Consider the following 23,229-nt stretch of genomic DNA (forward strand, 5'->3'; position numbering starts at 1 on the left):
CGATGATCGACAAGCGCGGCCCCGCCACCCAGGACCCGCCCTGGGCCCAGCGCCTCTGCCTCGCCCTGGCGCTGCTGGCGATGGCGATGTTCCTGCTGCTGCCGCTGGCCGCCGTGTTCACCGAGGCACTGCGCCGCGGCACCGGCCCGGCGCTGGCCGCCCTGTCCGACCCGGACGCGATCGCCGCCATCTGGCTGACCCTGCTGGTGGCCGCGGTCGCCGTGCCGGTGAACACGCTGGGCGGCATCGCCGCCGCCTGGTGCATCGCCAAGTTCGATTTTCCCGGCCGCCGCCTGCTGATCACGCTGATCGAGCTGCCCTTCTCCGTGTCGCCCGTGATCTCCGGCCTGGTCTGGGTGCTGATCTTCGGCGCCCAGGGCTGGTTCGGCCCCTGGCTGCAGCAGCACGACATCCAGATCGTCTTCGCGCTGCCCGGCCTCGTGCTGGCCACGATCTTCGTGACCTTTCCCTTCGTGGCCCGCACCCTGATCCCGCTGATGCAGGACCAGGGCCGGGAAGCGGAGGAAACCGCGGCCACCCTGGGCGCTTCCGGCTGGCAGACCTTTCGGCGGGTGACCCTGCCCGACATCAAATGGGCGTTGCTGTCGGGCGTGCTGCTGTGCAACGCCCGCGCCATGGGCGAATTCGGCGCCGTGTCGGTGGTGTCCGGCCACATCCGGGGCGAAACCAACACCATGCCGCTGCACATCGAGATCCTGTACAACGAGTACCAGTTCGCCGGCGCCTTCGCCGTGGCGGCGCTGCTGGCGCTGCTGGCCCTGGTCACCCTGGCCGCCAAGGCGCTGCTGGAACGCATCTCCGGCCACAGCACCGCAATGGAAGCGTGAGGCGCGTCATGGCATTCCCGGTTCCGGCATCCCCAGTTCCGGCAACCCAGGGCGCGGCAGGGCAGGGTGCGGCAGGGCAGGGCGACCGGCGATGAGCGTCGACATCTCGGGCGTGTCGCGCCGCTTCGGCGCGGCCGCGGCGCTGGACGCCGTGGACCTGTCCATCCAGGCCGGCGAGTTCGTGGCGCTGCTGGGCCCCTCGGGGTCCGGCAAGACCACGCTGCTGCGCATCCTGGCCGGGCTGGACTTCCCCGACCGCGGCGCCGTGCGCATCAACGGCCGCGACGTCGCCAACCTGCCCGCCCGCGCCCGCGGCATCGGCTTCGTGCCGCAGAACTACGCGCTGTTCCGGCACATGACGGTGTTCGAGAACGTCGCCTTCGGCCTGCGTATCCGCCCGCGCAGCACCCGCCCCAAGGACGACGAGATCGCCGCCCGCGTCCGCCGCCTGCTGGAACTGGTGCAGATCCCGCAGCTGGAGAATCGCCGCCCCGACCAGATTTCCGGCGGCCAGCGACAGCGCGTCGCCCTGGCCCGGGCCCTGGCCATCGAACCCTCGCTGCTGCTGCTGGACGAACCCTTCTCCGCCCTCGACGCCCAGGTGCGCAAGGACCTGCGCGCCTGGCTGCGGACCCTGCACGAACGCCTCGGCATCACCTCCGTGCTCGTCACCCACGACCAGGACGAGGCGATGGAGATCGCCGACCGCGTCGCGGTGCTGCGCGACGGCCGCGTGGTGCAGTTCGACACGCCCGAGGCGCTGCTGGACCACCCCGCCGACGCCTTCGTGGCCGGCTTCCTGGGCGAGGCCAACCGCCTGGACTGCGAAGTCCGCGCCGGCCAGGCCCACTTCACCGACCTGCCCCTGCTGCCGCTGCCCACGACCCTGCCGGACGGCCCCGCCACCGCCTTCGTGCGCCCGGCGGACCTGCTGGCCTCCCCCGGCGGCGGCCAGTGGCTGATCCGCTCCGCCCGCCCCGACGCCCGCGGCCCGCGCCTCGTGGTGTCCACCGGCGAGGGCGGCCCGGCCCTGGACGCCATGCCCCAGCCGGGCTGGCGCGACGCCAAGCGCGGCGAAGCCTGCGGCCTGCGCATCCTGGCCGCCCAGGTCTTCCCCCGAACGCCCTGACCCGCTCGGCCGCGTGGCTGGGCCGGTGCGCCGTTTCCGCGTCGGGTCGGCTGTTCTGAATGTTCGGGCCGTGGCCAAGGGGGCTCTGCCCCCTTGGAGCCCCCGCGAGGAGCTTAGGCTCCTCGTGTCTCATGAGTGCCTCCGGCGGGGGCGGGCTCGGACAGGTTTATCCGGGTGGACGACGTGGGCCATCCCGCCCCCGCCGGAGGCACTCAACGTGGGGTCCGGGGAGTTTAAACTCCCCGGCGGGGTCCAGGGGCGGCGCCCCTGGCCGACGCCTGAACACCCCGGAGCAACCTACCCACCCGAAACGGCCCGCCGCCCCGACAGCGCCGGGCCCGGATCAGACCGGCGGGGTGCCGCGCTTCAGCAGGGCGGGCAGGGCGGGGCGGCCGCGGCGGGCCTGCTTCACGGCGGCCACGGCCACGGTGGCGGCGCCCAGCACCTTCCACAGCGTGTTGCCCGACAGCAGCGGCTCCGGCTCCACCACCGGCGGCGGCACCAGCGAGGCCTTGGCCTTGCGGGTACCGGGCGCGGCCTGGGCATCGCCCGGGACCGGTGCGTGCTTGTGGCTGCCTTCCTGGCCGGCATAGGCGCGGGTGAACTCGGCGCCCAGCAGGAAGATCTGCGAGGAATAATACACCCACAGCAGCACGATCAGCACCGCGCTGGCCGCGCCGTAGCTGGTGGCGACGTTGCTGCTGCCCAGGTACCAGCCGATCAGCGACTTGCCGACCACGAACAGGAAGGCCGTGGCCACCGCGCCGATCAGCACGTCGCGCCATTCCATGCGGCGATCCGGCAGCACCTTGTACATCATCGCGAACAGCGCGGTGATGATGCCGAAGGACACGGCGAAGTTCAGCAGCGCCAGCAGGAACTCCCAGCCCGGCATCAGCCCGCCGATCCAGTCGCTCACGGCCGACAGCGCGGCGCTGGCCAGCAGCGAGGTCAGCAGCAGGAAGCCCGTGGCCGCCACCAGCCCCATGCTGGCCGCGCGCGCCTTGACCAGCCGCGACACGGTGGTGGTCACCGTGTCGGCATCCGCCGGCTTGGCGGCGTCCGGGTCGGCCTTCCACACGGCGTTGAGCGAGGCCTGCAATTCCCCGAACACGCCGCTGGCGGTCAGCAGCAGCGTCACCACGCCGACGATGGTGGCGATGGTGCCGGAGGTCTGGTTGCTCGCCCCCTTCACCATGGACTGGATGCCCTCGGCGGCTTCCTGGCCGAGCATGCCGCGCAGCTGGTCGTCCAGCGCGCCGTGCACCGCCTCGTCGCCGAAGAAGAAGCCGGCGATGGCGGTGGCGATGATCAGCAGCGGTGCGACGGAGAAGATCGTGTAGTAGGCGATCGCCGCGCCCCGGCTGAGGCATTCATCGGCGATGTAGCCCTCGATCGTGTCCTTGAGGAGCGCCCAAGCCTTGCCCAGCATACACCGGCCCACCCGTTCCTGCGGGGGCACTGGCGCGCCCCGATCCGCACGCAGAACGGGAAGCGTCCGGCCGGGTTGCGCGTTGCCCCGCCCCGGCGCGCGATGAAGCGTGCGGGCGGGCCCCACGCCGCGCTAGGCGGGCTGACGCTGCGCCCGGCCGGGCTGACGGCCGCGCCCGGGCGGGCTATGCCGGGCCGCATGCCGCGCCACCCCGCCGCGCGCCGGACCGGGGCGCCCCCGCCCGCCGCCTCGTCTCCGCCCGCTGCCGCCCCCGCCGGCAGCACCGGCCGCGTGCGTGCCGCCTATCTCGCGCATGAGGGCTTCGAGGCGGAACTGCCCGACGCCCTGCGCCGCGCCGGCGCCCGGCCCGGCGCCTGGCACGGCCGGCTGCTGCTGTCGCCCGACCCGCCCGTGTCCTGCCCCTGGGCACTGGATACCTGGACCGACCCGCGGGAAATCCCCGCCCCCTCCATCAAGGCCGCCGCCGACGGCTTGCGCGCCATCCAGCGCAACTGGTCGCTGGTGCCCGGCGCCCATCACCGCCGCGCCACGCTGATCGAGGCGGCGCTGCCGCCCCTGCGCGCCAAGCCCGTGCACTTCCCCGCCCCCGTGCCCACCGCGCATCTGGGCGGCTGGTGCCTGCTGCGGCCCGACCTCGTGCTGGCCAGCCCGGCCAAGACCAGCCCTTACCCCGGCGGCGCCCCGGTGCTGGCCGAGGACCACGAAGGCCCGCCGAGCCGCGCCTACCTCAAGCTCTGGGAAGCCTTCCTGCGCGTCGGCCGCTGGCCGCAGCCGGGGGAAACCTGCCTGGACCTCGGCGCCTCGCCGGGCGGCTGGACCTGGGCGGTGTCGCGCCTGGGCGCCCGCGTCACCGCGGTGGACAAGGCGCCGCTGGACCCCGCCGTGGCCGCCATGCCCGGCGTGTCCACCCGCACCGAGAGCGCCTTCGCGCTGGACCCGCGCGCGCAGCCGCCGGTGGACTGGCTGCTCAGCGACGTGATCTGCTACCCCGCGCGGCTGCTGGCGCTGGTGCAGCGCTGGATCGCCGCCGGCGCCGCCCGCAACATCCTGTGCACGATCAAGTTCCAGGGCGCCACGGACCACGAGACGGCAGCGGCCTTTGCCGCCATCCCCGGCGCCACACTCAGCCACGGCGCCTACAACAAGCACGAGCTGATGTTTGCCCGGCTCGACCCGGAAGCGCCGCGCTCAGGCGATCTCCCGCACCAGCTTGGCCCGTAGCGCGCGGGCGAAGTCGGCCCGCGATTCCGCCGCCATCACGAAGGCCCCGTCCCCCGCGATCACCGTGCGCTCATAGGTCGCGGCCAGGCCGGGACGCCCGCCCTCGATCGCCAGCGCGTTCACCGTGATGCCCGCCGCCGCCGCGTCCCGCCGCGCCTCCTCCACCGGACGCAGGCTCCGCATGTCCGGCGCGTCGCCGGACACGTCGATCACCCGCTCCGCCGCCCGCCAGGGTGCGGCGGCGATCAGCTGGGCACTGTGGTCCACCGCGTCGCCGATGGCGTTCCAGGACTGCCGCGAGCGCGGCGCTGCCACCACCGCCGCGGCCAGCGCCTCCGCCGCAGCGCGCCCGTCCACTTGGTGCCAGTCCACCGCCGTGGCCGCCCCGCCCGGTGCCCCCCATTCCACCAGCGCCACGCCGATCGCCCCCAGCGGCCGCGACCCGATCGCCGACAGCACGGCCGGATGCGTCAGCGCCTCGGCGCAGCCTTCGCGCTGCAGGCGGAACTCCTCGGCATCGATGCTGCCGGACGCGTCGATCGCCAGCACCAGCAGCAGGTCCACCGCGCCCCCCTGCGCGACCGCGGGCGTCGCGGCAACTGTCAGGGCTGCCGGCAGCAACAGCGCCTGCCGGCGGCGCCAGGACCCGGCGCGCCGCCGGGAGGGAGGGAAGGGGTCGCTCACCGGGGCATCCTCGCGGGCAGGGTGGACGCAGCCTCCGAAGATCGGCCAGGCCCTGTCAACGCGAAGCCGCCGCCGCGCGATCCCGGCGACGCCGCGGTTCCGCCCGCCCCGCCCTTTCCCCTAGGATAGGCCGCGAACAACCCCGGGGGACTGCCGCGTGAAGGCCTGCTTCGTGGATGCCGGCGAGAGCCTGGCCCCGGAAACCCGCCGCCTGCGCCGCGACACCGACCCGGAGGTGACGATCAACGAGCAGCCCGAGATCACCCCCGAAGCCCTGCCCGCGGTGCTGGCGGGGCACGAGATCGCGCTGATCGACCACACCGCCCTGCCCACGGCGATCGCCAGGCAGTGCCCGCAGCTGCGCCACGTCGTGTTCCTGGGCACCGGCGCCCGCTCCTACATGGACCCCGAGGCGCTGGAAGCGGAATGCGGCATCCAGGTCCACCTGATCCGCGGCTACGGCGATACGGCCGTGGCGGAAATGGCCTTCGCCCTGATGTGGTCGGCCGCCAAGAACCTCGCCCTGATGGATGCCGGCATGCGCCGCGGCGACTGGCTGCGCACCGAGGGCATGGAGCTGACCGGCAAGACGGTCGGCCTGCTGGGCTTCGGCGGCATCGCGGCGGAAATGGCGCGGCTCTGCCACGGCGTCGGCATGCGCGTCCTGGCCTGGAACCGCACGCCGCGCGAGGCCGCGGGCGTCACCTTCGTGCCGATGGACACGCTGCTGGAGCAGAGCGACGTGCTGTCTCTGCACCTGTTGCTGGTGGACGCCACCCGCGGCCTCCTGTCGCGCGAGAAGCTGGCGCAGATGCGCCCCGGCGCCATCCTGGTGAACACCGCCCGCGGCGCCCTGGTGGACGAGGACGCGCTGGTGGAAGCCCTGCGCGACGGCCGCCTGCGCCACGCCGCCCTGGACGTCTATGCCGCCGAGCCGCTGCCCCCCGGCCACCCGCTTTCCGCGCTGCCCAACACCACCCTGGCCGCGCATTCCGCCTTTCGCACGCCGGAAGCCACCGCCAAGCTGATCGGCGCGGCGCTGCAGCATTGCCGCCGCCTGGAGACCGAAGCATCCTGAACCCCACGGCGCGGCACCGCCGCGCCGGCTCGGCCCGCCTGGCGGAACGGTAGACGCAGCGGACTTAAAATCCGCAGCCCTTCAGTGGGCATGGGGGTTCGAATCCCCCGGCGGGCATCCCCACATGGCCATTACCCGGCACAGATCCGTCCCGGCACCCCGCAACGTTTCCGTCGCGCAACCGACCCGCCGGTCGAAACGCTTCCAGAAGGCAGCGCCCCGGCATCGGGCGAGGCGGCGAAAACGGCCTTTTCAGCAGGCGGGCCGTTCCGCTATGTTTGATCACGAGGGCGTGAACCGCCTGGAGCACAGTGATGTCCACGACCGATGACCCCCAGCCGTCCGGCTTCGACGCCCAGGCCCTGATCTCCCCCTGGGTGCGCCAGGGCCGGCGCCTGTCGGACAAGCTGCTGCTCGCCTTTCACCAGGCCTGCGACCAGGGCGAATACGACGTCGCGCGCGACCTGCTCGACCTCGTGGAGCGGCTGCTGAACCGCGCCCCGCCGGCCAACAACCGCCGCAAGAACGTGGAACCCCTGGTGGCCGCGCATGAGCGTCTCTGGATGCTGCGCAACGCCGCCGAAACGGTGGAATAAGGCCCCGCGGCGCCGGGCTGCCCCGCCCGGCGGGCGCCGCCGCCAGCGCGCCTCGACCCATCGGACCGGCCCGCCTAAAGCAGCCTCCGGCAGCCCAGGAGGAACCGGCCCGTGAGCGACGCACAGAAGACGCTTCCCCCGCAGCACCCCGAGGAACAGATGGCCCGGGTCGACCTGCGCATCGGGCAGGCCGTGTCGCTGCAGGCCACGCTGCGCACCACGCCCGCCGGGCTGGTGTCGATCGGCGTGCTGGTGTCGGGCATCCTCCTGTCCACCGCCGTGCTGGTCTGGGCCGCGGTGACCAGCTCCCGCACCGGGCGGTTCTTTCCCCGCCGCTGATGGCGGCGTCCCGCGGCGCCCGCCCGGGCTGCAGCGGAATTGATCGGCCCGAACCGCCGCCCGCGCGATAGGCTCTGGCAAAACCGGATCGCGGGGAGGAACACCACATGATCGGACGCCGGCGCGCCCTGGCGCCATTGCTGCTGCTGCCCTTGCCGGCAGTCCGTCCGGCGCGGGCGCAGGGCTTTCCCTCTGCACCCCTGCGCTTGCTGATCGGCACCGGGGCGGGCGGCGGCGCGGACGCCATCGCCCGCCATTACGCGGAAAAGCTGCGCGCCCTGTGCGGCCAGCCCGTGCTGGTGGAGAACCGGCCGGGCGCCGGCGGCAACCTCGCCACCGCGGCGGCCGCCCGTGCCCCGGCGGACGGGCACAGCATCCTCTTCTCCACCAGCAACAACCTCACCGGCAACTTCTTCCTGTACCGCGACGTGCCCTTCCGCCTGTCGGATTTCGCGGCGGTGACCACGCTGGGGCAATCGGCCTTCGCGCTGGCGGTGAACCCCGAACACGTCCCGGCCGACTCCGTTCCCGCGCTGATCGCCTTTCTGCGGGGGCGCGGCGGGCAGGCCACCTACGGCTCGCCCACCTCCTTTTCCCTGGCCACGGCGCAGCTCTTTCTCCAACTCTCGGGTACGGAGGCGGAGCAGGTGTCCTACCGCACCTCGCCCGACGCGATGAACGACCTGCTGGGCGGGCGCATCGACTTCCTGTTCGCCGACACCGTGCTCGCCCTGGCGCAGCGCCGCTCCGGCGCGCTGCGCGTGCTGGCCGTCACCTCGGCCGAGCGCATCGGCGCCGCCCCTGATATCCCCACCCTGGCCGAGGCTGGGGTGCCGAACTACGAGATGACCACCTGGTTCGGCGCCTTCGTGCCGGCGGCCACCCCCGCCCCCGTGCGCGACCGGCTGGAAGACTGGTTCAACCGCATCGCCGCCTCGGCCGAAACGCGCGACTTCCTGCTGCGGGTTGGCGCCGACCCGCTGCCGGGCTCCGCCGCGCGGCTGGACGCGCTGGTGCGGGAACACACGGAAAAATGGCGCGCCATCGCCGGGCGGACCCGGTTGGAGGCGCTGTAGCGGCGGCTGACGGCGAGCCGCCGACGGCAACTGCCCGGCGGCTCGCGGCGGCGGCGGTCCCGCCCGCGCCGGGACGTAGGGACCGGGCAGCAGCCAGCCCGGTTCCCGAGCGCGTCCCGGCCGGTCACGCTGGTCCGGTTTTCGCCGAAAGTGTCAGAAAACGCGGAATCTGACACACGTTTCGCCGGGCTTGACTGCTAACCTACTGATGTTGTAGGATTAACTTCCGGAAAAGGCCCCGCTGCGGTGATCCGCGGTAAGGAAGTAAGGTCGTAAGGAAGTAAGGCGAAACGCCGCTTCCGGCCCGCGCCTAGCCAGGGTTGGGGGAGGGGTGCATCAGCCGCCCGCGCTCCGTCCACAGCACCACCAGCAGCGTCAGCAGCCCGTAGCCGCTGAAGCCCAGCGTCATCGGCAGGGTGGTGCCGGCGAACTGGTGCCCGATGGCGAAGCCCAGCACCGCGCCGATCACCATGTTCACCGAACCCTGCACGGCGGAAGCGGTGCCGGCGATGTCGCCCAGCGGCTCCATCGCCATGGTGCCGAAATTGGGGCCCATCAGGCCGAAGAAGAACATCGTCGCCGCCTGCAGCGCGGCAAAGGTCCAGATGTTCTCGAACCCCGCCAGCGCCACGGCGGTGTGCAGCATGCCGAAGATCACGTAGCCCAGCATCGCCCCGTGCGACACGCGCCGCATCCCCAGCCGCCCCACGATGCGCGAGTTCAGCAGCGAGGCGATGGCCATGAACACTGCGATCCCCGCGAACACGGCGGGAAACAGCGCGGGGGCGTGGAACACGTCGGCGAAGATCTGCTGCGCCGAATTGATGAAGCCGAACAGCCCGCCCATGATCAGCGTCAGCGCGGCGGTATAGCCCAGCGAGATGCGCTGGCTCAGCGTCCGCGCCACCGCGTTCCACACCGGGCGCAGCGCGATCGGCCGGCGGTCCTGGGGATGCAGGGTTTCGGGCAGCCGCAGCGCCGCCCACAGCATCACCGCCGCGCCGAACAGCATCAGCACGCCGAAGATCCAGCGCCACGGCGCCACCAGCAGGATCAGCTGCCCGATCGAGGGCGCCAGCACCGGCACCGCCAGGAACACGATAAAGGACAGCGACATCACCCGCGCCATCTGCCGCCCGGCGTAGCAGTCCCGCACGATGGCCACCGACAGCACCCGCGTGCCGGCCGCGCCGACACCCTGCAGCAGGCGGGCCACCATCATCACCTCGAAGGAGGCACTGAAGGCCGCCCCCGCACTGGCCAGCACGTAGATCAGCAGCCCCGCCAGCAGCACCGGCCGCCGCCCGTAACGGTCCGCCAGCAGCCCGTAGAAGAGCTGCGCCGCGCCGAAGCCCAGCAGGTAGGCGGTGATCACCCATTGCCGGCCATTATCCGTGGCGATGCCCAGCGAGGCGCCGATGGCGGGCAGGGCCGGCAGCATGGAATCGATGGCCAGCGCGTTCACCGCCATCATGGCGGCGATCAGCGCCACGAAGGTGGCGAAACCCATCCCGTGCCGGTCGGTGCCCGTCGCCCCCGGAGGCAGGGCAGGGGCGGCATCAGGCGTGACCGATCGTCTGGACATGGGATGGCGCGGCTCCTGTGTGGCAAGAAACCCCGCGCGCCGCGCAGGGCCCCGAAACGAGGCCGCTTCCCCCTGGGCCGTTTCGCGCGACGGGCACCGGACCCGGCGCGGCACGCTCGCGCGGCAGCCACTCTTGCCGCCGGTCTTCCGCCATCGGCCGGGCGCGGACAAGGCTTAAATCAGCACGGCTCCCCCGCGCCGCGGCGCTGCCACCCCGGCGCAGCACCACGGGCCACGGAAACCACGGGGCCGCAGTGCGACGGGTCCGGGCGCCGCGCATCCGAGCCCCGCGCGCCGCAGCGCCCCGTGTTCAGGCGCCACGCGCCGCTGCACCGTGCATCCAGGCGCCACGCAGGGCGGGCAGTTCCGCCCCGCCCGGCACGCCACCGCTGGCCGCCGCCGGCGGGACACCCCGCCAATCAGCCACCGGGAACGGAGGCGCCCCCGGCTGGACGGTCAGCGCGGCTGGCCGAGCAAACCGCTGCGGACCTCGGGCACCGCGGTGTTGGGCCCGATAAAGGTGGACATGATCACCCGCACGAAGTTCGGGTCGGCGATCCGGCCCATGCTGCGGCCGTTCAGGGTGATCTCCAGCCCGCGCCGGGTGAACACCATGGTGCTGGTGTCGCCGCGCTTCACGCCGGGGATGGCGGCGATGAACTGTTCCACGTCGTTCGGCGCCAGGCGGCAGGGGGCGCGGCAGTTCTGCGCCAGGCCTTCGCGCCAGGACTTCCGCGCATCCTCCGCGCTGACATCGCGCAGGAAGGAGAACTGCACCAGCTTGGTGCCGTCCGAGTTCAGGATCTCCTCTGCGTTGGCGGAGCGGCGTTCCAGGTACAGGCCGGTGACGTAGATATGGACGTGTAGGATCGAGTAGGTCCGCACCGCCATGCCGTTCAGCACGAGGCGGGTTCCCCCGACCTCCACCGTATCGGGCATGGAAACGCCGTCCAGCTCCGCCGCGCGGAGCGAGGGCGTGGCCAGCAACAGGGCCGCGGCGAGAAGGTATTTCAGCATCGGTGCTCTCCGCCCTGTGCGGCGTCGGCCCGGCATCCGGTGCCGGCCAGGACGCCGAGGGCCTGCAACCCAAAGTATCGCGAGTTCCGGGGGCGGCAAGCCTCGGTCGCTGCAGGATTGTCCGCCACGTTTTTTTCAACAAAACGTGAGAAAACCGTTCACCTCCGACTCATTCTTGAGGCAACCTAGTGTCACGCATCTGACGCGCGTGGGGGAATGCCGGAATGGCCGAGTTCTGGGAAGAATGGGGCGGCCTCGCCTATCTGGGCGCCGCGGCCTGGGCCTTCTTCGAGGGTGAAACCTTCGTGCTGCTCGCCGCCGCCGCCGGCCGGGCCACCGACCTGATCGACCCCTGGACCCTGATGTTCAGCGTCTGGATCGGCTCCTTCCTGGGCGACCAGCTCTGGTTCACCCTGGGCAAGCGCTATGGCCGCCGCGCCGTGCGCCGCATCCCCGGCGCGGAACGGCAGCTGAACAAGGCGCTGGGCTTCCTGGACCGCTACGGCTCGCTCTTCGTGCTGAGCTTCCGCTTCATCTACGGCATCCGCAACGTCGCGTCCGCCGCCTGCGGCATGGCCGGGATGAACCGCCTGCGCTTCGTGGTGCTGAACTTCATGGCGGCCGGCATCTGGGCCGGGGCCTTCGTGGGCGCCGGCTGGTTCGCCGTGGGCTGGCTGGGGCAGGAGAACACGCTCTACGCCCTGGGCGGCATCGGCCTGGCGGCGGTGCTGGTGATGGTGCTCCGGCACTTCTCCGGCCGCCGCAAGGCCGCCCTCGCGGCGTCCTGACGCACAGGCCGGGTCGCGGGTGCGGCTCGGCCTGTTGTTTTCGGGTGTTGGCCAGGGGCGCTGCCCCTGGCCAACGCCTGAACACCACAGACCAACCGACCCGCTCCGGATCAGGCGTCCGCGCCGGTGGGCAGGTCGTGCATCAGCCGTTCCAGGATGCGCGCTTCCAGGGCCGCGCTCTCGGCCGAGCCGCGGCGGCGGGGCCGCGGCAGGTCGACGCCCAGGTCCAGGGCGATCCGCCCTTCCTCGATCAGCAGCACGCGGTCGGCCAGCGCCACGGCTTCCGCCACGTCGTGCGTGACCAGGATCGCGGTGAAGCCCTGTTCCCGCCACACCCGCTCCAGCAGCTGCTGCATGGAGATCCGGGTCAGGGCGTCCAGCGCCCCCAGCGGCTCGTCCAGGGCCAACAGCCGCGGCCGGCTCACCAGCGCCCGGGCCAGGGCCACGCGCTGCTTCTGCCCGCCCGACAGCACGGCGGGCCAGTTCCCCGCGCGATCGGCCAGCCCCACCGCGTCCAGCGCCGCCAGGGCGCGCGCCGCGGCGGCGGGCCCCGCGCGCTCGCGGCCCAGCCCGACCTCCACGTTGCCCAGCACGCGCGACCAGGGCAGCAGCCGCGGCTCCTGGAACATCACCCGCACGTCGCGAGCGGCGTCCGGGTCGTCGCCGAAGGCGAACTCGCCGGCGCTGGGCCGGTCCAGCCCGGTAATCAGCCGCAGCAGCGTGCTCTTGCCGCAGCCGCTGCGCCCGACCACGGCCACGAACTGCCCGGCAGGAACCTCGAGGTCCAGGCCGCGCAGCACCTCCTGCGTCCCGAAGGAGCGCCGCAGGCCGCGCAGATGCAGCGGCGCGCCGCTGCCGGCGGAGGCGTGCGGCACGGCCGCGCGTTCCGGCAGATGCATGTCCATGGGCGGTCAGCCCTTTCCGTGCGCGGGATGCCAGCCCAGGCAGAGCCGTTCCAGCAGCCGCGCCAGGCTGTCCGCCAGCTTGCCCAGCAGGGCGTAGATCAGGATGCTCAGCACCACGACGTCCACCAGCAGGAACTCGCGCGCCTGCATCGCCATGTAGCCGATGCCGGAGGAGGCGGAGATCGTCTCGGCCACGATCAGCGTCAGCCACATGATCCCCAGCGCGTAGCGCAGCCCCACCAGCACCGAGGGCAGGGCGCCCGGCAGGATCACCCGCCGGAACAGTTCCGGGCCGGACATGCCGTAGGAGCGGCCCATCTCGATCAGCTGCGGGTCCACTTCGCGGATGCCGTGCAGCGTGTTGGCGTAGATCGGGAAGAAGACGCCCAGCGCCACCAGGAACAGCTTGGCTTCCTCGTCGATGCCGAACCACAGGATTACCAGCGGGATCAGCGCGAGGTGCGGGATGTTGCGCACCATCTGCAGCGTGGTGTCCGTCAGCAGCTCCGACCGCCGCGACAAGCCGTTGGCCAGCCCCAGCGCCAGGCCGAAGCCGCCGCCCACCAGCAGCCCCAGCAGCGCGCGCTGCGTGCTGATCCAGACGTGCCGCTCCAGCTCGCCGGAACGCAGCAGCCGCCACCCCGCTTCCAGCACCGCGGACGGTGCGGGCAGCAGGGTCGGCGGCAGCTCGCCCAGCCGGGAAGAGGCTTCCCACAGCAGCAGCACGACTGCCGGCAGCAGCCAGCCGGCGCCGCGCGCCAGCCCTGCGCGCAGCCGCCCGGCGAAGGGCTCGCCGGGCCGCGCCGCCGGCCGGGAAGCACCCGCCCAGCCGGAAGCACCCGCCCCTGCCGCCTTCCCCGCGCGCGCCACGGCAGCCGCCCGCCCGGCCTGGGCCGGACGCTCCGCGGGAGCCGGGGCGCGTGCCGAACCGGACCATTCCGGCACCTCCGGCCGGTCCTCCGTCCCGTGCAGGCTCAGTTGCTCCAGCAGGGCCGCCCTCGCGTCGCCGAAGCCTTCGCGCGCGAAGGGCGCGTTCACGACGCCGCGGCCCGCGCCTGTGCCGCCGCGGCGGCGGTGGCGAACTCGCTGGTGTTGGAGGAGTGTTCCCGTCCCGGGCGCTTGCGGTTGATGCCCAGCGCCGGGAACAGCAGCTCCGCCACGCGATAGGCTTCCTCCAGGTGCGGGTAGCCGGAACCGATCACCACCTCGATCCCGGCCTCCTGATATTCCCGCAGCCGCGCCGCGACGCTGGCGGGCGACCCCACCAGCGCCGTGCCGGCGCCGCCGCGCACCAGCCCCACCCCGGCCCAGAGGTTGGGCGCCACCACCAGCCGGTCGCGCCGCCCGCCGTGCAGCGCGGCCATGCGGCGCTGGCCGACGCTGTCCATCTCCGTGTTGAAGCGGCGCTGCGCCACCTCGATAGCGGTGTCGGACACGCGCGAGATTAGCTTGTCCGCCGCGGCCCAGGCTTCCTCCTCCGTGTCGCGGACGATGAAGTGGAGGCGGATGCCGAAGCGCAGGTTCCGGCCGCGCAGCCTGGCGCGGCGGCGCACGGCGGCGATCTTGTCGGCGACGTGCTCCACCGGCTCGCCCCAGGTCAGGTAGGTGTCCACCAATTCCGCGGCCAGGTCCTGCCCGGGCTCGGAGGAGCCGCCGAACCACAGCGGCGGGTGCGGCGCCTGCACCGCCCCGAGGTCCAGCCGCCCGTTCACCATGCGGAAATGCGGCCCCTCGTGGTTCACCACCTCGCCGCTGAGCAGGTCGCGCCAGATGCGCAGGAAGTCCGCCGCCTGGGCGTAGCGCTGGTCGTGCGGCAGGAACACGCCGTCGGAGGCCAGTTCCACGGGATTGCCGCCCACCACGACGTTGAGCAGCAGCCGCCCGTCGCTGAGCCGGTCCAGCGCCGCGGTCTGCCGCGCCGCGAAGGAGGGCGAGGTGACGCCCGGCCGCAGCGCGACGAGGAACTTCAGCCGCTCCGTCGCCGTGGCCAGCCCGGCGGCGGTGATCCAGCTGTCCTCGCAGTTCTGGCCGGTGGGCAGCAGCACGCCCTCGTAGCCCAGCCGGTCGGCGGCCTGCGCCACCTCGCGGAAATAGCGGAACTCCGGCGGCCGCTGCTGCGTCTCGGAGCCGAGGAAACTGCCGTCCCCGTGGGTGGGGATGAACCAGAAGAAGCGGAGCGGGTCGGAAGCGTCGGTCACGGCGGGGCGTCCTGCGGGAAGCGTCGGGGAAGGGAGGGGCGGTCAGCGCCGCGCCGCGGACCACACCGCGTCGCGCACGGTGACGGCGCACGGGATCAGCCCCAGGCGCTGGAAGCGGTCGGCGCTGTCCTGCTGGGTGGCCAGCACGGCCTCGGACAAGGGCAGCACGCCGAAGCTGCCGCGCTCGGCCGCCACGGTCTGGGCCGCCAGCTCCACCCCCGTGACCTCCGCCAGGGAGGCGGCCACCTGGCCGCGGTTGTCGGAGGCCCAGCGGGCGGCTTCCTCCAGCGCGACCAGCACCTCGCCCAGGGTTTCCGGGAAGCGGTCGGCGAAGCCGCGGTTGGCCAGCAGGAAGGAGTTGCTGTTCTTGATCTGCGTCCCCGTCGCCAGCACCCGCACCCGGTTGCGCGCCTGGGCCAGGGCGAAGAAGGGATCCCAGATCGTCCAGGCGTCGATGCTGTCGCGGGCAAAGGCGGCGGCGGCGTCGGCGGGGCTGAGAAACACCGGCGAGATATCCGCGTAGCCCAGCCCGGACTTCTCCAGCGCCGCCACCGTCATGTTGTGGGCGGAGGAGCCGCGGGTGAAGGCCACCTTGCGGCCGCGCAGGTCCGCCAGGGTGCGGATCGGCGAGGCCTCCTTGACCAGGATACCCTCGCCGTCGCCGCTGGGCGGGGTGGCGGCGACGTAGGCGATGCTGGCGCCCGCGGCTTGGGCGAAGATCGGCGGCGCGTCGCCGGCATAGCCGAAATCGATGCTGCCCACCGCCATTGCCTCCAGCAGCGGCGGCCCTGCGGTGAATTCCACCCAGCGAACGGGGATATTGCGCGCCGCCAGCCGGCGCTCGATCAGCCGCTGCTGCCGCGCCACCACGAGCAGCCCGATCTTCTGGTAGCCGATGCGCAGCTCTCGCGGCGCATCCTCCGCGCGGGCCGAAAAGCTCGTCGGCAGCAGGGCCGGGCAGGCCAGGGCGGCCAGGGACAGCGTGGCGTGGCGTCGGGATAGGCGCATGCGGAACTCTCCGGAAACGATGCGCGACGACCTCTGGAGGCATCGCGCCGCGTCATAAAACGCGACGTTAAAACGGGAGTCAAACGGTATAGACGTAATAGTGTAGTGAAATAGGAGGGTGCCGCGGCAAACCGGACACCTCCCCGGGCGCGATCCATCCCGCAGGGGATCAGCTTCGGCGTATCCCCGAGTCGCGGCCGCAACGCGGCCCGCGGCGCCCCGCCAAGCCCTGCGCGGGCCGGAAAACCCCGGCTTTTCTGGTACGTGGGCGGATTATCCCGCGATTATCCCCGCACTTGTCCACATGCCCCCTGGACAAGCGCAGTTCCGGCGTCATCCTCGCGGAACATCTCAGCAACACCACGCAACTCCATGATGCCGAACGCCAGACCGCTCCGGGACCACCAGCGCCAGGTGCTGGGCATCGCCCGCGCCATCGCCGCGGGGGCGGATGCGCGCGACGTGCTGGCCGCCGTCACCCCCGGCGGCGGCAAGTCGCTGCTGCCCGTGCTGATGGGGCAGGCGCTGATCGAGGCGGGGATCGTGGACCGCCTGTGCTGGGTGGTGCCGCGCGACAGCCTGCGCCTGCAGGCGGAGGAAGCCTTCGCCGACCCGCTGTGGCGGGAAGCTCTGGGCCACCGCGTCAGCGTGCGCGCCGCCGACAACGCGCCCGACCCCTGCCGCGGGTTGTCGGGCTACATCACCACCTACCAGGCCGTGGCCGCCGCCCCGGATCTGCACCTGGGCGAGTTCCGTCGCCACCGCACCCTGCTGGTGGTGGACGAGGTGCACCACCTTCCCGCCCTGCCGGACCTGGACCCGGACGGCCGCGACGGGGGCGCCCCCGCTGCCGCGGCCGAGAACGACGACCCTGCCGCTTGGTCCGGCGCCCTGCTGCCGCTGCTGGAATGCGCCCGGGTGCGGCTGCTGCTCTCCGGCACGCTGGAACGCGCGGACGGGCGGCGCATCCTGTGGCTGCCTTATCGCCGCGGCAGCCGCAGCGGCACGCGGGAGGTGGATCTCGCGGCGCCGGGCTGGGCGGTGGTGGGCTATTCCCGCGCCCAGGCCCTGGCCGAGCGTGCCGTGCTGCCGGTGACCTTCGGCGCGCTGGACGGCGAGGCGTCCTGGCTGGAACCGGCCTCCGCCGGTCCGCCGGGGGCGGAGCGCATCCCCGCCGGGCCGCACCGCCTGTCCACCAGCGTGCCAGGGGAAACCACGCGTCCCGCGCTGTTCACCGCCCTGCGCACCGGCTTCGCGGAAGCGCTGCTGCGCGAGTCTTTCGATGCCACCCGCAAGCTGCGGGCCGAACGCCGCGCCGCGCTGGGCGTGGCGCCCGGCCAGCCCGCGCGCGGCCTGGGCAAGCTGCTGGTGGTGGCCGCCGACCAGAGCTGTGCCCGCCGCTACCTCGACGCGCTGCGCGGCTGGGTGCCGGCCGCCCAGGCCGAGGATGTCCGCCTCGCCACCTCCGACGAGCGCGACGCGCACGAAACCCTGGCCGCCTTCCGGCTGCGGCCGGAGCCTTCCATCCTCGTCACCGTGGCCATGGCCTACGAAGGGCTGGACGCGCCGGAGGTCGCCGTGGTGGCGGCGCTGACCCACATCCGCTCGCGTCCCTGGCTGGAACAGATGGTGGCGCGCGCCACCCGGGTGGACCCGCGCGCCGGCCCCTACGACAACCAGCGCGCCCTGGTGTTCCACCCCGACGACCCGTTCTTCGGCCAGTTCCGCTGGCGCATGGAGGAGGAGCAGGGCACCCGCGCCCGCGCGCCCAAGCCGCCGCGCCAGGGCACGCTGCCGCTCTGGCTGGCGGAACAGCTGGCCGAGAACCGCGAGCGCGACGGCATCACGCCGCTGGAAAGCAACGCGCTGGCGCTGCGCCTGTCTACGCTGCGCCCCGGCCCGGACCTCGCCGCCGGGCTCGCCGCGGCGCGCGACGGCTTCGCGGAAGCCCAGGCCGACCTGCTCGATCGCCCCTCCGTGGCGGAACGCCGGCTGCGCGCCCGGCTGGGCGAGCTGGTGGCCGCCCAGGTGATCGAGGACGAGGCCGCCCCCTGGACCGCCCCCGGGACCGTTCTGGGCGAGGCGCGCGGGGCGCCGCGGGGGCAGGGAACCTACCATGCCTACAACGCCGCGCTGAAGCGCGCCCTGGGCAACAAGGGCCGCGCGGAGATGACCCTGTCCGAGCTGGAAGCCGCCGTGGCCTGGATGGAGCGCCACCGCCTGTCCGACCACCTGCACCTGCTGGACGGCGACCACCGCTACGGCTGGGCGGCACGGCAGCGCGGCAACTGGCAGCCGCCGGTGGGACGGCGCCCGGTCCCGGCACGCCCCACAGTGCGCGAAGCCGCCAACAGAGGGCGCGACGCCAAGGCGGGCGGGCAGGGGTGACGCCGCGGCGGCCGGTTCTCAGCGCCGCATCGCCAACACGATGCCGCCCAGGGTGAGGCCCAGCGCCGTCAACTCGCGCAGCCCCAGCGGCTCGCCCAGTGCCAGGGCGGCGGCGGTCACGCCGACGATGGGCGTCAGCAGCGTTCCCAGCGTCGCGGTGCTGGCCGGCAAACGGCGCAGCGCGGCGAACCAGGTCAGGTAGCACAGCCCCATCGACACCGCCGCTGTGTAGCCCAGCGCCGCCCAGCCGAAGGCCGGCAGCCGCGCGAAATCCGGCTGCTCCAGCCCCAGCCCCAGCGCCAGCAGCGGCAGGCAGCCCAGCGTCACCTGCCAGGCGGTGTTGGCCACCGGGGCCAGCGGCAGCGCGGCGCGCTTGGTCAGCACGGTGCCCAGCGCGAAGCACAGGGCGCCGCACAAGGCCAGCCCCACCCCCGGCAGCTTGGTGGCCCCCAGCTCCAGCCCCCGGCCGCCCAGCACGGTGGCGACCCCCAGCACCCCCAGGGACAGCGCCGCCGCCCGGCGCGCCGTCAGTACCTCGCCCAGCAGCGGCCAGGCCAGCAGCGCCACCCAGACCGGCATGGTGTAGGCCACCGTGGCGGCCTCGCCGGCGTCCAGCCAGGTCAGCGAGGCCGTGGCGAAGCCCATCCAGGCGGTGATGTTGAGCAGCGAGGCGCGGATCAGCCGCCCCCGGAGCGCCCGCGGCACCCGCAGCGCCTCGCCCCGCGCGCGGGCCAGCAGCAGCAGCCCCAACCCGGCGGCCAGCCCGCTGACCCCGCGCGCCGAGAGCGGCGGGCATTCCTGCAGCAGCAGCTTGGTGGCCGGCCAGTTCAGCCCCCAGCCCAGGGCGGTGACCAGCAGGCAGCCCAGCCCGGCCAGCGCGGCGCGTCCGGGCAGCCGACGGGCGAACAGCCCCACCCTGCCCGGAGCCGGTGGCGGGAAGCGCCCGGGCGGCGCCGCTTCGAGGCCGGCTTCCGGCAGCGGGCGGTTCTCGCTCGACCCCGTCACGCTTGAACCATCTCTCCTGCCGCGGGTGGATTCGCTACCCCCAGCCTTCCAGTTCGCGGGACGACCTGCCAGCCGCTTCGAACCGGAAACGGCTTGTGCAGTGAAGGTTACAGCAAAGATGCTGGCCGGGGCAGGCCGGGAACGTGCATAGTCGGAGGGTGCTGCCGTGACGGAGAAACAACCGATGGTGGAAGAGCCGCGTCCGGCCCGCCGCCCCGCAGGCCCGGAAGGGCGCCCCGTCCGTCCGGCGGGCGCCGCCGGCCTCCGTCGCCCGGCGCGCCGGCTGCTGACGCTGCTGTTCGCGCTGCTGGCCTTCTGCCTGCCGGCGTCGGCGCAGCAATCCCCGGCGATGCGGCTCAAGGTGATCGGCGGCCTGGCGGGCGTCAGCCAGTATGTCCGCTTCGAGGAACCCTTCTGGACCCAGCGCGTCCGAGACATCTCCGGCGGCCGCATCGAGGCCGAGATCGCCCCCTTCGACCGCAGCGGCATCCGCGGGCAGGAAATGCTGCAGCTGATGCGGCTCGGCGTCGTGACCTTCGGCACCGCGCTGCTGGCGGTGGTGTCGGGCGACGAGCCGGAGCTGAACGCGGTGGACCTGCCGGCGCTGAACCCGGACATGGCGGCGCTGCGTCGGTCCGCGACGCTGTACCGGCCGCACCTGCGCGACATCCTGCGCGAGCGCTACGGCATCGAGCTGCTGTCGATCTACGCCTATCCCGCCCAGGTCATCTATTGCGTGAAGCCCTTCGTGGGGCTGCAGGACCTCGCGGGGCGGCGGGTGCGCACCTCCTCCGTCGGGCAGTCGGAGATGATGACGGCGGTGGGCGCCGTGCCGGTGCTGACCCCCTTCGCGGAACTGGTGGAAGCCGTGCGCAACGGGGTGGTGGACTGCGCCATCACCGGCACGCTCAGCGGCAGCGAGATCGGGCTGACGGAGGTCACCTCCTTTATCCACGCCATGTCCATCTCCTGGGGCCTGAGCTTCTTCGGCGCCAATGCCGCCGCCTGGGAAGCCATCCCCGCCGACCTGCGGGACGTGCTGCGCGGGGGCATCGGCGAGCTGGAAAACAACATCTGGAACGCCTCCGACCGCGAAACCACCGAAGGCCTGGCCTGCAACACCGGGCAGGCCGTTTGCCCCAACGGCAAGCGCGGCCGCATGACCCTGGTGCCGGTGACGCCGGCCGACGACGCGTACCGCCAGCAGCTGCTGGTGCGCACCGTTTTGCCCAACTGGGTGCAGCGCTGCGGCCCGGATTGCGCCGAGGCCTGGAACAGCACCTTTGCGCCCGCGCTGGGCATCACCGCCAGCCCGGACTGAGGCCCGCCCCGCGCATGCACCGCACCATCCCCCACGCCCGGGCAGGCCGGCGCCACCGTCCAGGGCGCGCGGGCCCCTGTAGCCGCCCGGGGCCGGGCTGATGCACAGGACCCGCCGGATCCGCTTCGCCGCCAGCGCGGCCCTGCTCATGCTGCTCGCCGTCCAGGGCATCGCCACGGCGCTGCTGCTGCGCCAGTCCCATGCCGGCGCCGAGGCCACCGCGAACGAGCAGGTGGAACGCGCCAGCCGCGCCGTGCAGGCTGCCATCAACCGCAGCCTGCTGCAGGTGGACGCCATGCTGGCCAGCCTGCCCGCCATCATGCGCGAGGTCGCCGACGACCGCGGCCATCTCGGCGCCGTTCCCGCCAGCCGTGTGCTGCAGGAGCTGAGCAGCACCAACTTCGCCTTTCGCGACGTGCTGCTGGTCCGCCCCGACGGGTCCATCTTTGCCGCGGCGCTGCCCGCCTCGCGCCGCCGCCGCCTGCCGATCTCGCCGCTGGCGATCAACGTGTCCGCCGGGGCGCCCGCGGGCGGGCTGCTGATCAGCGATCCCGTGCGCAACCCCGCCACCGGCGAATGGGCGGTGTTCCTGGTGCGCCGGGTCGAGATCGCCGATGTGGGCCCGGTTTTCGCGATGGCCGAGGTGCAGGTGTCGCTGATCGGCACGCTGCTGGCCTCGGGCGGCGACAATTCCGCGCTGCACCTGCTGCTGCGGCGCAGCGACGGCGTGCTGCTGGCCAGCCAGCCGCACGACGAGACCCGCATCGGCAGCCGCGTGGAAAACAACGCCGCGTCGCGGCTGAACGACGCGGCCGCGGGAACTGCGGATGATTTCGTGGCCGAGCAGCCCACGCTCTACGCCTCGCTCGCCATCATCGTCTCGCTCCGCCGCGACGCCGCGCTGGCGGCCTGGGAACGCGAGCGGGACCAGGTGCTCTGGGTATCCGGCGGCTTCGCGGTTCTGCTGATTGGCGCCGCGGCGGCGCTGCTGGTGATGCTGGTCCAGCGCGAGCGCGCGGATGCCGAGCGGCTGCGCACCAAGGAGCTGCTCGACAAGGCGCTGGAGTCGATGAACGACGGCTTCTGCATGTTCGATGCCGATGACCGGCTGGTGATGTTCAACAGCCGCTACAAGGAATTCTACGGCGTCAGCGCCCCTTTCCTGGCGCCGGGCATGCGCTTCGAGGACATCATCCTGGAAGGCGCGCGGCAGGGGCAGTACCCGCAGGCCGGCGAGGACATCCGGCAGTTCACCGCCGAGATGAAGACCTGGCACCTCGGCAACAACGCGCCGATGGAGCGGCTGCTGCCCGATGGCCGCTGGATCCTGATCACCGAGCGCCGCACCCCCGACGGCGGCACGGTGGGCATCCGCACGGACATCACCCGCCTCAAGCGCGCGATGGCCGAGCTGGCCTCGGCGCGCGACGCCGCCGCCGCGGCCGGCGAGGCCAAGTCGCGCTTCCTGGCGCGGGTGAGCCACGAGCTGCGCACGCCGCTCAACGGCATCCTCGGCTGGGCGCAGCTGCTGCTGCGCGACGAAGGGCTGACGGCGGAACAGCGGGGGCGGCTGCAAACCCTGGTGGATGCCGGCGAGCACTTGGCGCAGGTGGTGTCGCGCCTGCTGGAAGTGTCGCGCATCGAAGGCAGCGAGCTGCAGGACTTCGACGCCGACCCGGTGGCGCCCGCCGATGTGGCGCGCTTCTGTGCCGACCTCGTGCGTCCTTCCGCCGTTGCCAAGGGGCTGGAACTGGCGGTGGAGATCGCCCCCGACCTGCCGGCCAAGGTGCTGCTGTCCGCCGCCGGGCTGCGGCAGGTGCTGCTGAACCTGCTGGGTAACGCGGTGAAGTACACGGAGACCGGCGGCATCACCCTGCGGGTCGGCCGCCTGCTGTCGGGCGACCTGCGCTTCGAGGTGGAGGATACCGGGCCCGGCATTCCCGCCGCGCTGCGCGGCCGGCTGTTCCGCGACTTCGACCGGCTGGGCGCCGAGAGCGGCAACATCCCCGGCACCGGGCTGGGGCTGTCCACCTCCTTCCAGATCGCCGAACGGCTGGGCGGGCGGCTGGGCTGCGACAGCACCATCGGCCAGGGCACCACCTTCTGGGTGCAGCTGCCCGCCCCCGAGATCGCCGCTGCCCCCGTGCTGCCGGCGGCGCCTGCCGAACCCGCCAAGCCGGCCGGTTTGCGCGTGCTGGTGGCCGACGACGTGGCCACCAACCGCGTGCTGGCGCGCGCCATGCTGGAATCCCAGGGCCACAGCGTGGATGTCGTGTGCGACGGCGAGGAAGCGGTGGCCGCGGTGCGCCGCGCGCCCTACGACCTCGTGCTGATGGACGTGCACATGCCCGGGCTGGACGGGTTGCAGGCCACCCGCCGGATCCGCGAGATGGAGGGCGACGGCAGCCGCGTGCCGATCCTGGCCGTCACCGCCTCCGCCTATACGGAGGACGTGCAGGCCTGCCTGGACGCGGGCATGAACGGCCACGTGTCCAAGCCGATCCGGCTCGACGCCCTGACCGCCGCGATGGCGGCCATGGCCCCCGGCACCCTGTTGCGGACCTGAAGGCAGGGGCGGCACGCCGCCCTG

The 23,229-nt window shown here is 73.1% G+C and carries 20 protein-coding genes and 1 tRNA gene; 12 read left to right on the top strand and 9 right to left on the bottom strand.

Translation table 11 applies throughout. From position 1 onward, the window contains the following. Window positions 1–2 precede the first annotated feature (2 nt). Window positions 3–848: a sulfate ABC transporter permease subunit CysW gene (cysW, locus tag ACLIBK_RS09545; RefSeq protein ID WP_415387018.1), complete on the top strand. Its 846-nt coding sequence runs from the start codon at window positions 3–5 to the stop codon at window positions 846–848. 91 nt (window positions 849–939) lie between these two features. Next, window positions 940–1,977: a sulfate/molybdate ABC transporter ATP-binding protein gene (locus ACLIBK_RS09550; protein WP_415387019.1), complete on the top strand. Its 1,038-nt coding sequence runs from the start codon at window positions 940–942 to the stop codon at window positions 1,975–1,977. A gap of 343 nt (window positions 1,978–2,320) precedes the next feature. Here the strand turns inward: ACLIBK_RS09550 and ACLIBK_RS09555 are convergent, their stop codons facing one another. After that, the gene (locus tag ACLIBK_RS09555) at window positions 2,321–3,409 is read right to left on the bottom strand and encodes a YihY/virulence factor BrkB family protein (RefSeq protein WP_415387020.1); all 1,089 of its coding nucleotides are present in this window, start codon (window positions 3,407–3,409) and stop codon (window positions 2,321–2,323) included. A 198-nt stretch (window positions 3,410–3,607) separates the two neighbouring features. On the opposite strand from ACLIBK_RS09555, the gene ACLIBK_RS09560 reads away from it, so the two are divergent. Then, complete coding sequence (locus tag ACLIBK_RS09560; RefSeq protein WP_415387021.1) at window positions 3,608–4,651, top strand: SAM-dependent methyltransferase; 1,044 nt, start codon at window positions 3,608–3,610, stop codon at window positions 4,649–4,651. Here ACLIBK_RS09560 and ACLIBK_RS09565 read toward each other — a convergent pair. Next, complete coding sequence (locus tag ACLIBK_RS09565) at window positions 4,619–5,335, bottom strand: DUF1194 domain-containing protein (RefSeq protein WP_415387022.1); 717 nt, start codon at window positions 5,333–5,335, stop codon at window positions 4,619–4,621. The two genes, ACLIBK_RS09560 and ACLIBK_RS09565, sit on opposite strands and share 33 nt — an antisense overlap. A 157-nt stretch (window positions 5,336–5,492) precedes the next feature. Here ACLIBK_RS09565 and ACLIBK_RS09570 point away from each other — a divergent pair, with 157 nt between their 5' ends. The 5 genes from ACLIBK_RS09570 to ACLIBK_RS09590 all read left to right on the top strand — a co-directional run bounded on the left by ACLIBK_RS09570 (window position 5,493) and on the right by ACLIBK_RS09590 (window position 8,424). Beyond that, window positions 5,493–6,413 carry an NAD(P)-dependent oxidoreductase gene (locus ACLIBK_RS09570; RefSeq protein WP_415387023.1) on the top strand — a complete coding sequence of 307 codons (921 nt, stop codon included), beginning with the start codon at window positions 5,493–5,495 and terminating at the stop codon, window positions 6,411–6,413. A gap of 32 nt (window positions 6,414–6,445) precedes the next feature. Further along, window positions 6,446–6,530: transfer RNA gene (locus tag ACLIBK_RS09575), tRNA-Leu, on the top strand. Between the two features lie 197 nt (window positions 6,531–6,727). Next, complete coding sequence (locus ACLIBK_RS09580) at window positions 6,728–7,009, top strand: hypothetical protein (RefSeq protein ID WP_415387024.1); 282 nt, start codon at window positions 6,728–6,730, stop codon at window positions 7,007–7,009. A gap of 111 nt (window positions 7,010–7,120) precedes the next feature. Next, entirely contained in the window at window positions 7,121–7,348 is a 228-nt protein-coding gene (locus ACLIBK_RS09585; RefSeq protein ID WP_415387025.1) for a hypothetical protein, read from the top strand. Between the two features lie 107 nt (window positions 7,349–7,455). Further along, a complete protein-coding gene (locus tag ACLIBK_RS09590) occupies window positions 7,456–8,424 on the top strand; it encodes a tripartite tricarboxylate transporter substrate binding protein (protein WP_415387026.1) in 969 nt (322 codons plus the stop codon). Window positions 8,425–8,734: 310 nt separating this feature from the next. Here ACLIBK_RS09590 and ACLIBK_RS09595 read toward each other — a convergent pair whose 3' ends face one another. Together ACLIBK_RS09595 and ACLIBK_RS09600 are read right to left on the bottom strand one after the other, a co-directional pair. Further along, window positions 8,735–10,009, bottom strand: a complete 1,275-nt coding sequence (locus ACLIBK_RS09595; protein ID WP_415387027.1) for a multidrug effflux MFS transporter — start codon at window positions 10,007–10,009, stop codon at window positions 8,735–8,737. A gap of 456 nt (window positions 10,010–10,465) precedes the next feature. Continuing rightward, on the bottom strand, window positions 10,466–11,026 hold the full coding sequence (locus ACLIBK_RS09600) for a chalcone isomerase family protein (protein ID WP_415387028.1): 561 nt from the start codon (window positions 11,024–11,026) through the stop codon (window positions 10,466–10,468). Between the two features lie 224 nt (window positions 11,027–11,250). Between ACLIBK_RS09600 and ACLIBK_RS09605 the strand changes: the two genes are divergently transcribed. Further along, the gene (locus ACLIBK_RS09605) at window positions 11,251–11,814 is read left to right on the top strand and encodes a DedA family protein (protein ID WP_415387029.1); all 564 of its coding nucleotides are present in this window, start codon (window positions 11,251–11,253) and stop codon (window positions 11,812–11,814) included. A 110-nt stretch (window positions 11,815–11,924) separates the two neighbouring features. On the opposite strand, the gene ACLIBK_RS09610 is transcribed toward ACLIBK_RS09605, so the two are convergent. The 4 genes from ACLIBK_RS09610 to ACLIBK_RS09625 are packed head-to-tail and all read right to left on the bottom strand — an operon-like array spanning window position 11,925 to window position 15,925. Continuing rightward, window positions 11,925–12,719 carry an ATP-binding cassette domain-containing protein gene (locus tag ACLIBK_RS09610; RefSeq protein ID WP_415387030.1) on the bottom strand — a complete coding sequence of 265 codons (795 nt, stop codon included), beginning with the start codon at window positions 12,717–12,719 and terminating at the stop codon, window positions 11,925–11,927. Between the two features lie 6 nt (window positions 12,720–12,725). Beyond that, window positions 12,726–13,757: an aliphatic sulfonate ABC transporter permease SsuC gene (gene ssuC, locus ACLIBK_RS09615; protein WP_415387031.1), complete on the bottom strand. Its 1,032-nt coding sequence runs from the start codon at window positions 13,755–13,757 to the stop codon at window positions 12,726–12,728. Beyond that, window positions 13,754–14,917, bottom strand: a complete 1,164-nt coding sequence (ssuD, locus tag ACLIBK_RS09620; RefSeq protein WP_415387032.1) for an FMNH2-dependent alkanesulfonate monooxygenase — start codon at window positions 14,915–14,917, stop codon at window positions 13,754–13,756. The genes ssuC and ssuD overlap by 4 nt, the downstream gene beginning before the upstream one ends. 42 nt (window positions 14,918–14,959) lie before the next feature. Further along, window positions 14,960–15,925 (bottom strand): aliphatic sulfonate ABC transporter substrate-binding protein, encoded by a 966-nt coding sequence (locus ACLIBK_RS09625; protein ID WP_415387033.1) that lies wholly within the window; start codon window positions 15,923–15,925, stop codon window positions 14,960–14,962. 375 nt (window positions 15,926–16,300) lie between these two features. Here ACLIBK_RS09625 and ACLIBK_RS09630 point away from each other — a divergent pair, with 375 nt between their 5' ends. Then, window positions 16,301–18,313 carry a DEAD/DEAH box helicase gene (locus ACLIBK_RS09630; RefSeq protein ID WP_415387034.1) on the top strand — a complete coding sequence of 671 codons (2,013 nt, stop codon included), beginning with the start codon at window positions 16,301–16,303 and terminating at the stop codon, window positions 18,311–18,313. Window positions 18,314–18,331: 18 nt separating this feature from the next. Here the strand turns inward: ACLIBK_RS09630 and ACLIBK_RS09635 are convergent, their stop codons facing one another. Further along, on the bottom strand, window positions 18,332–19,318 hold the full coding sequence (locus ACLIBK_RS09635) for a DMT family transporter (RefSeq protein WP_415387035.1): 987 nt from the start codon (window positions 19,316–19,318) through the stop codon (window positions 18,332–18,334). Window positions 19,319–19,484: 166 nt separating this feature from the next. Here ACLIBK_RS09635 and ACLIBK_RS09640 point away from each other — a divergent pair, with 166 nt between their 5' ends. Further along, complete coding sequence (locus ACLIBK_RS09640; RefSeq protein ID WP_415387036.1) at window positions 19,485–20,639, top strand: TRAP transporter substrate-binding protein; 1,155 nt, start codon at window positions 19,485–19,487, stop codon at window positions 20,637–20,639. A gap of 100 nt (window positions 20,640–20,739) precedes the next feature. Continuing rightward, window positions 20,740–23,205, top strand: a complete 2,466-nt coding sequence (locus tag ACLIBK_RS09645) for a response regulator (protein WP_415387037.1) — start codon at window positions 20,740–20,742, stop codon at window positions 23,203–23,205. Window positions 23,206–23,229 lie beyond the last annotated feature (24 nt).

It is taken from the genome of Roseomonas sp. BN140053, assembly GCF_047690175.1.
Taxonomy (GTDB): domain Bacteria; phylum Pseudomonadota; class Alphaproteobacteria; order Acetobacterales; family Acetobacteraceae; genus Roseomonas.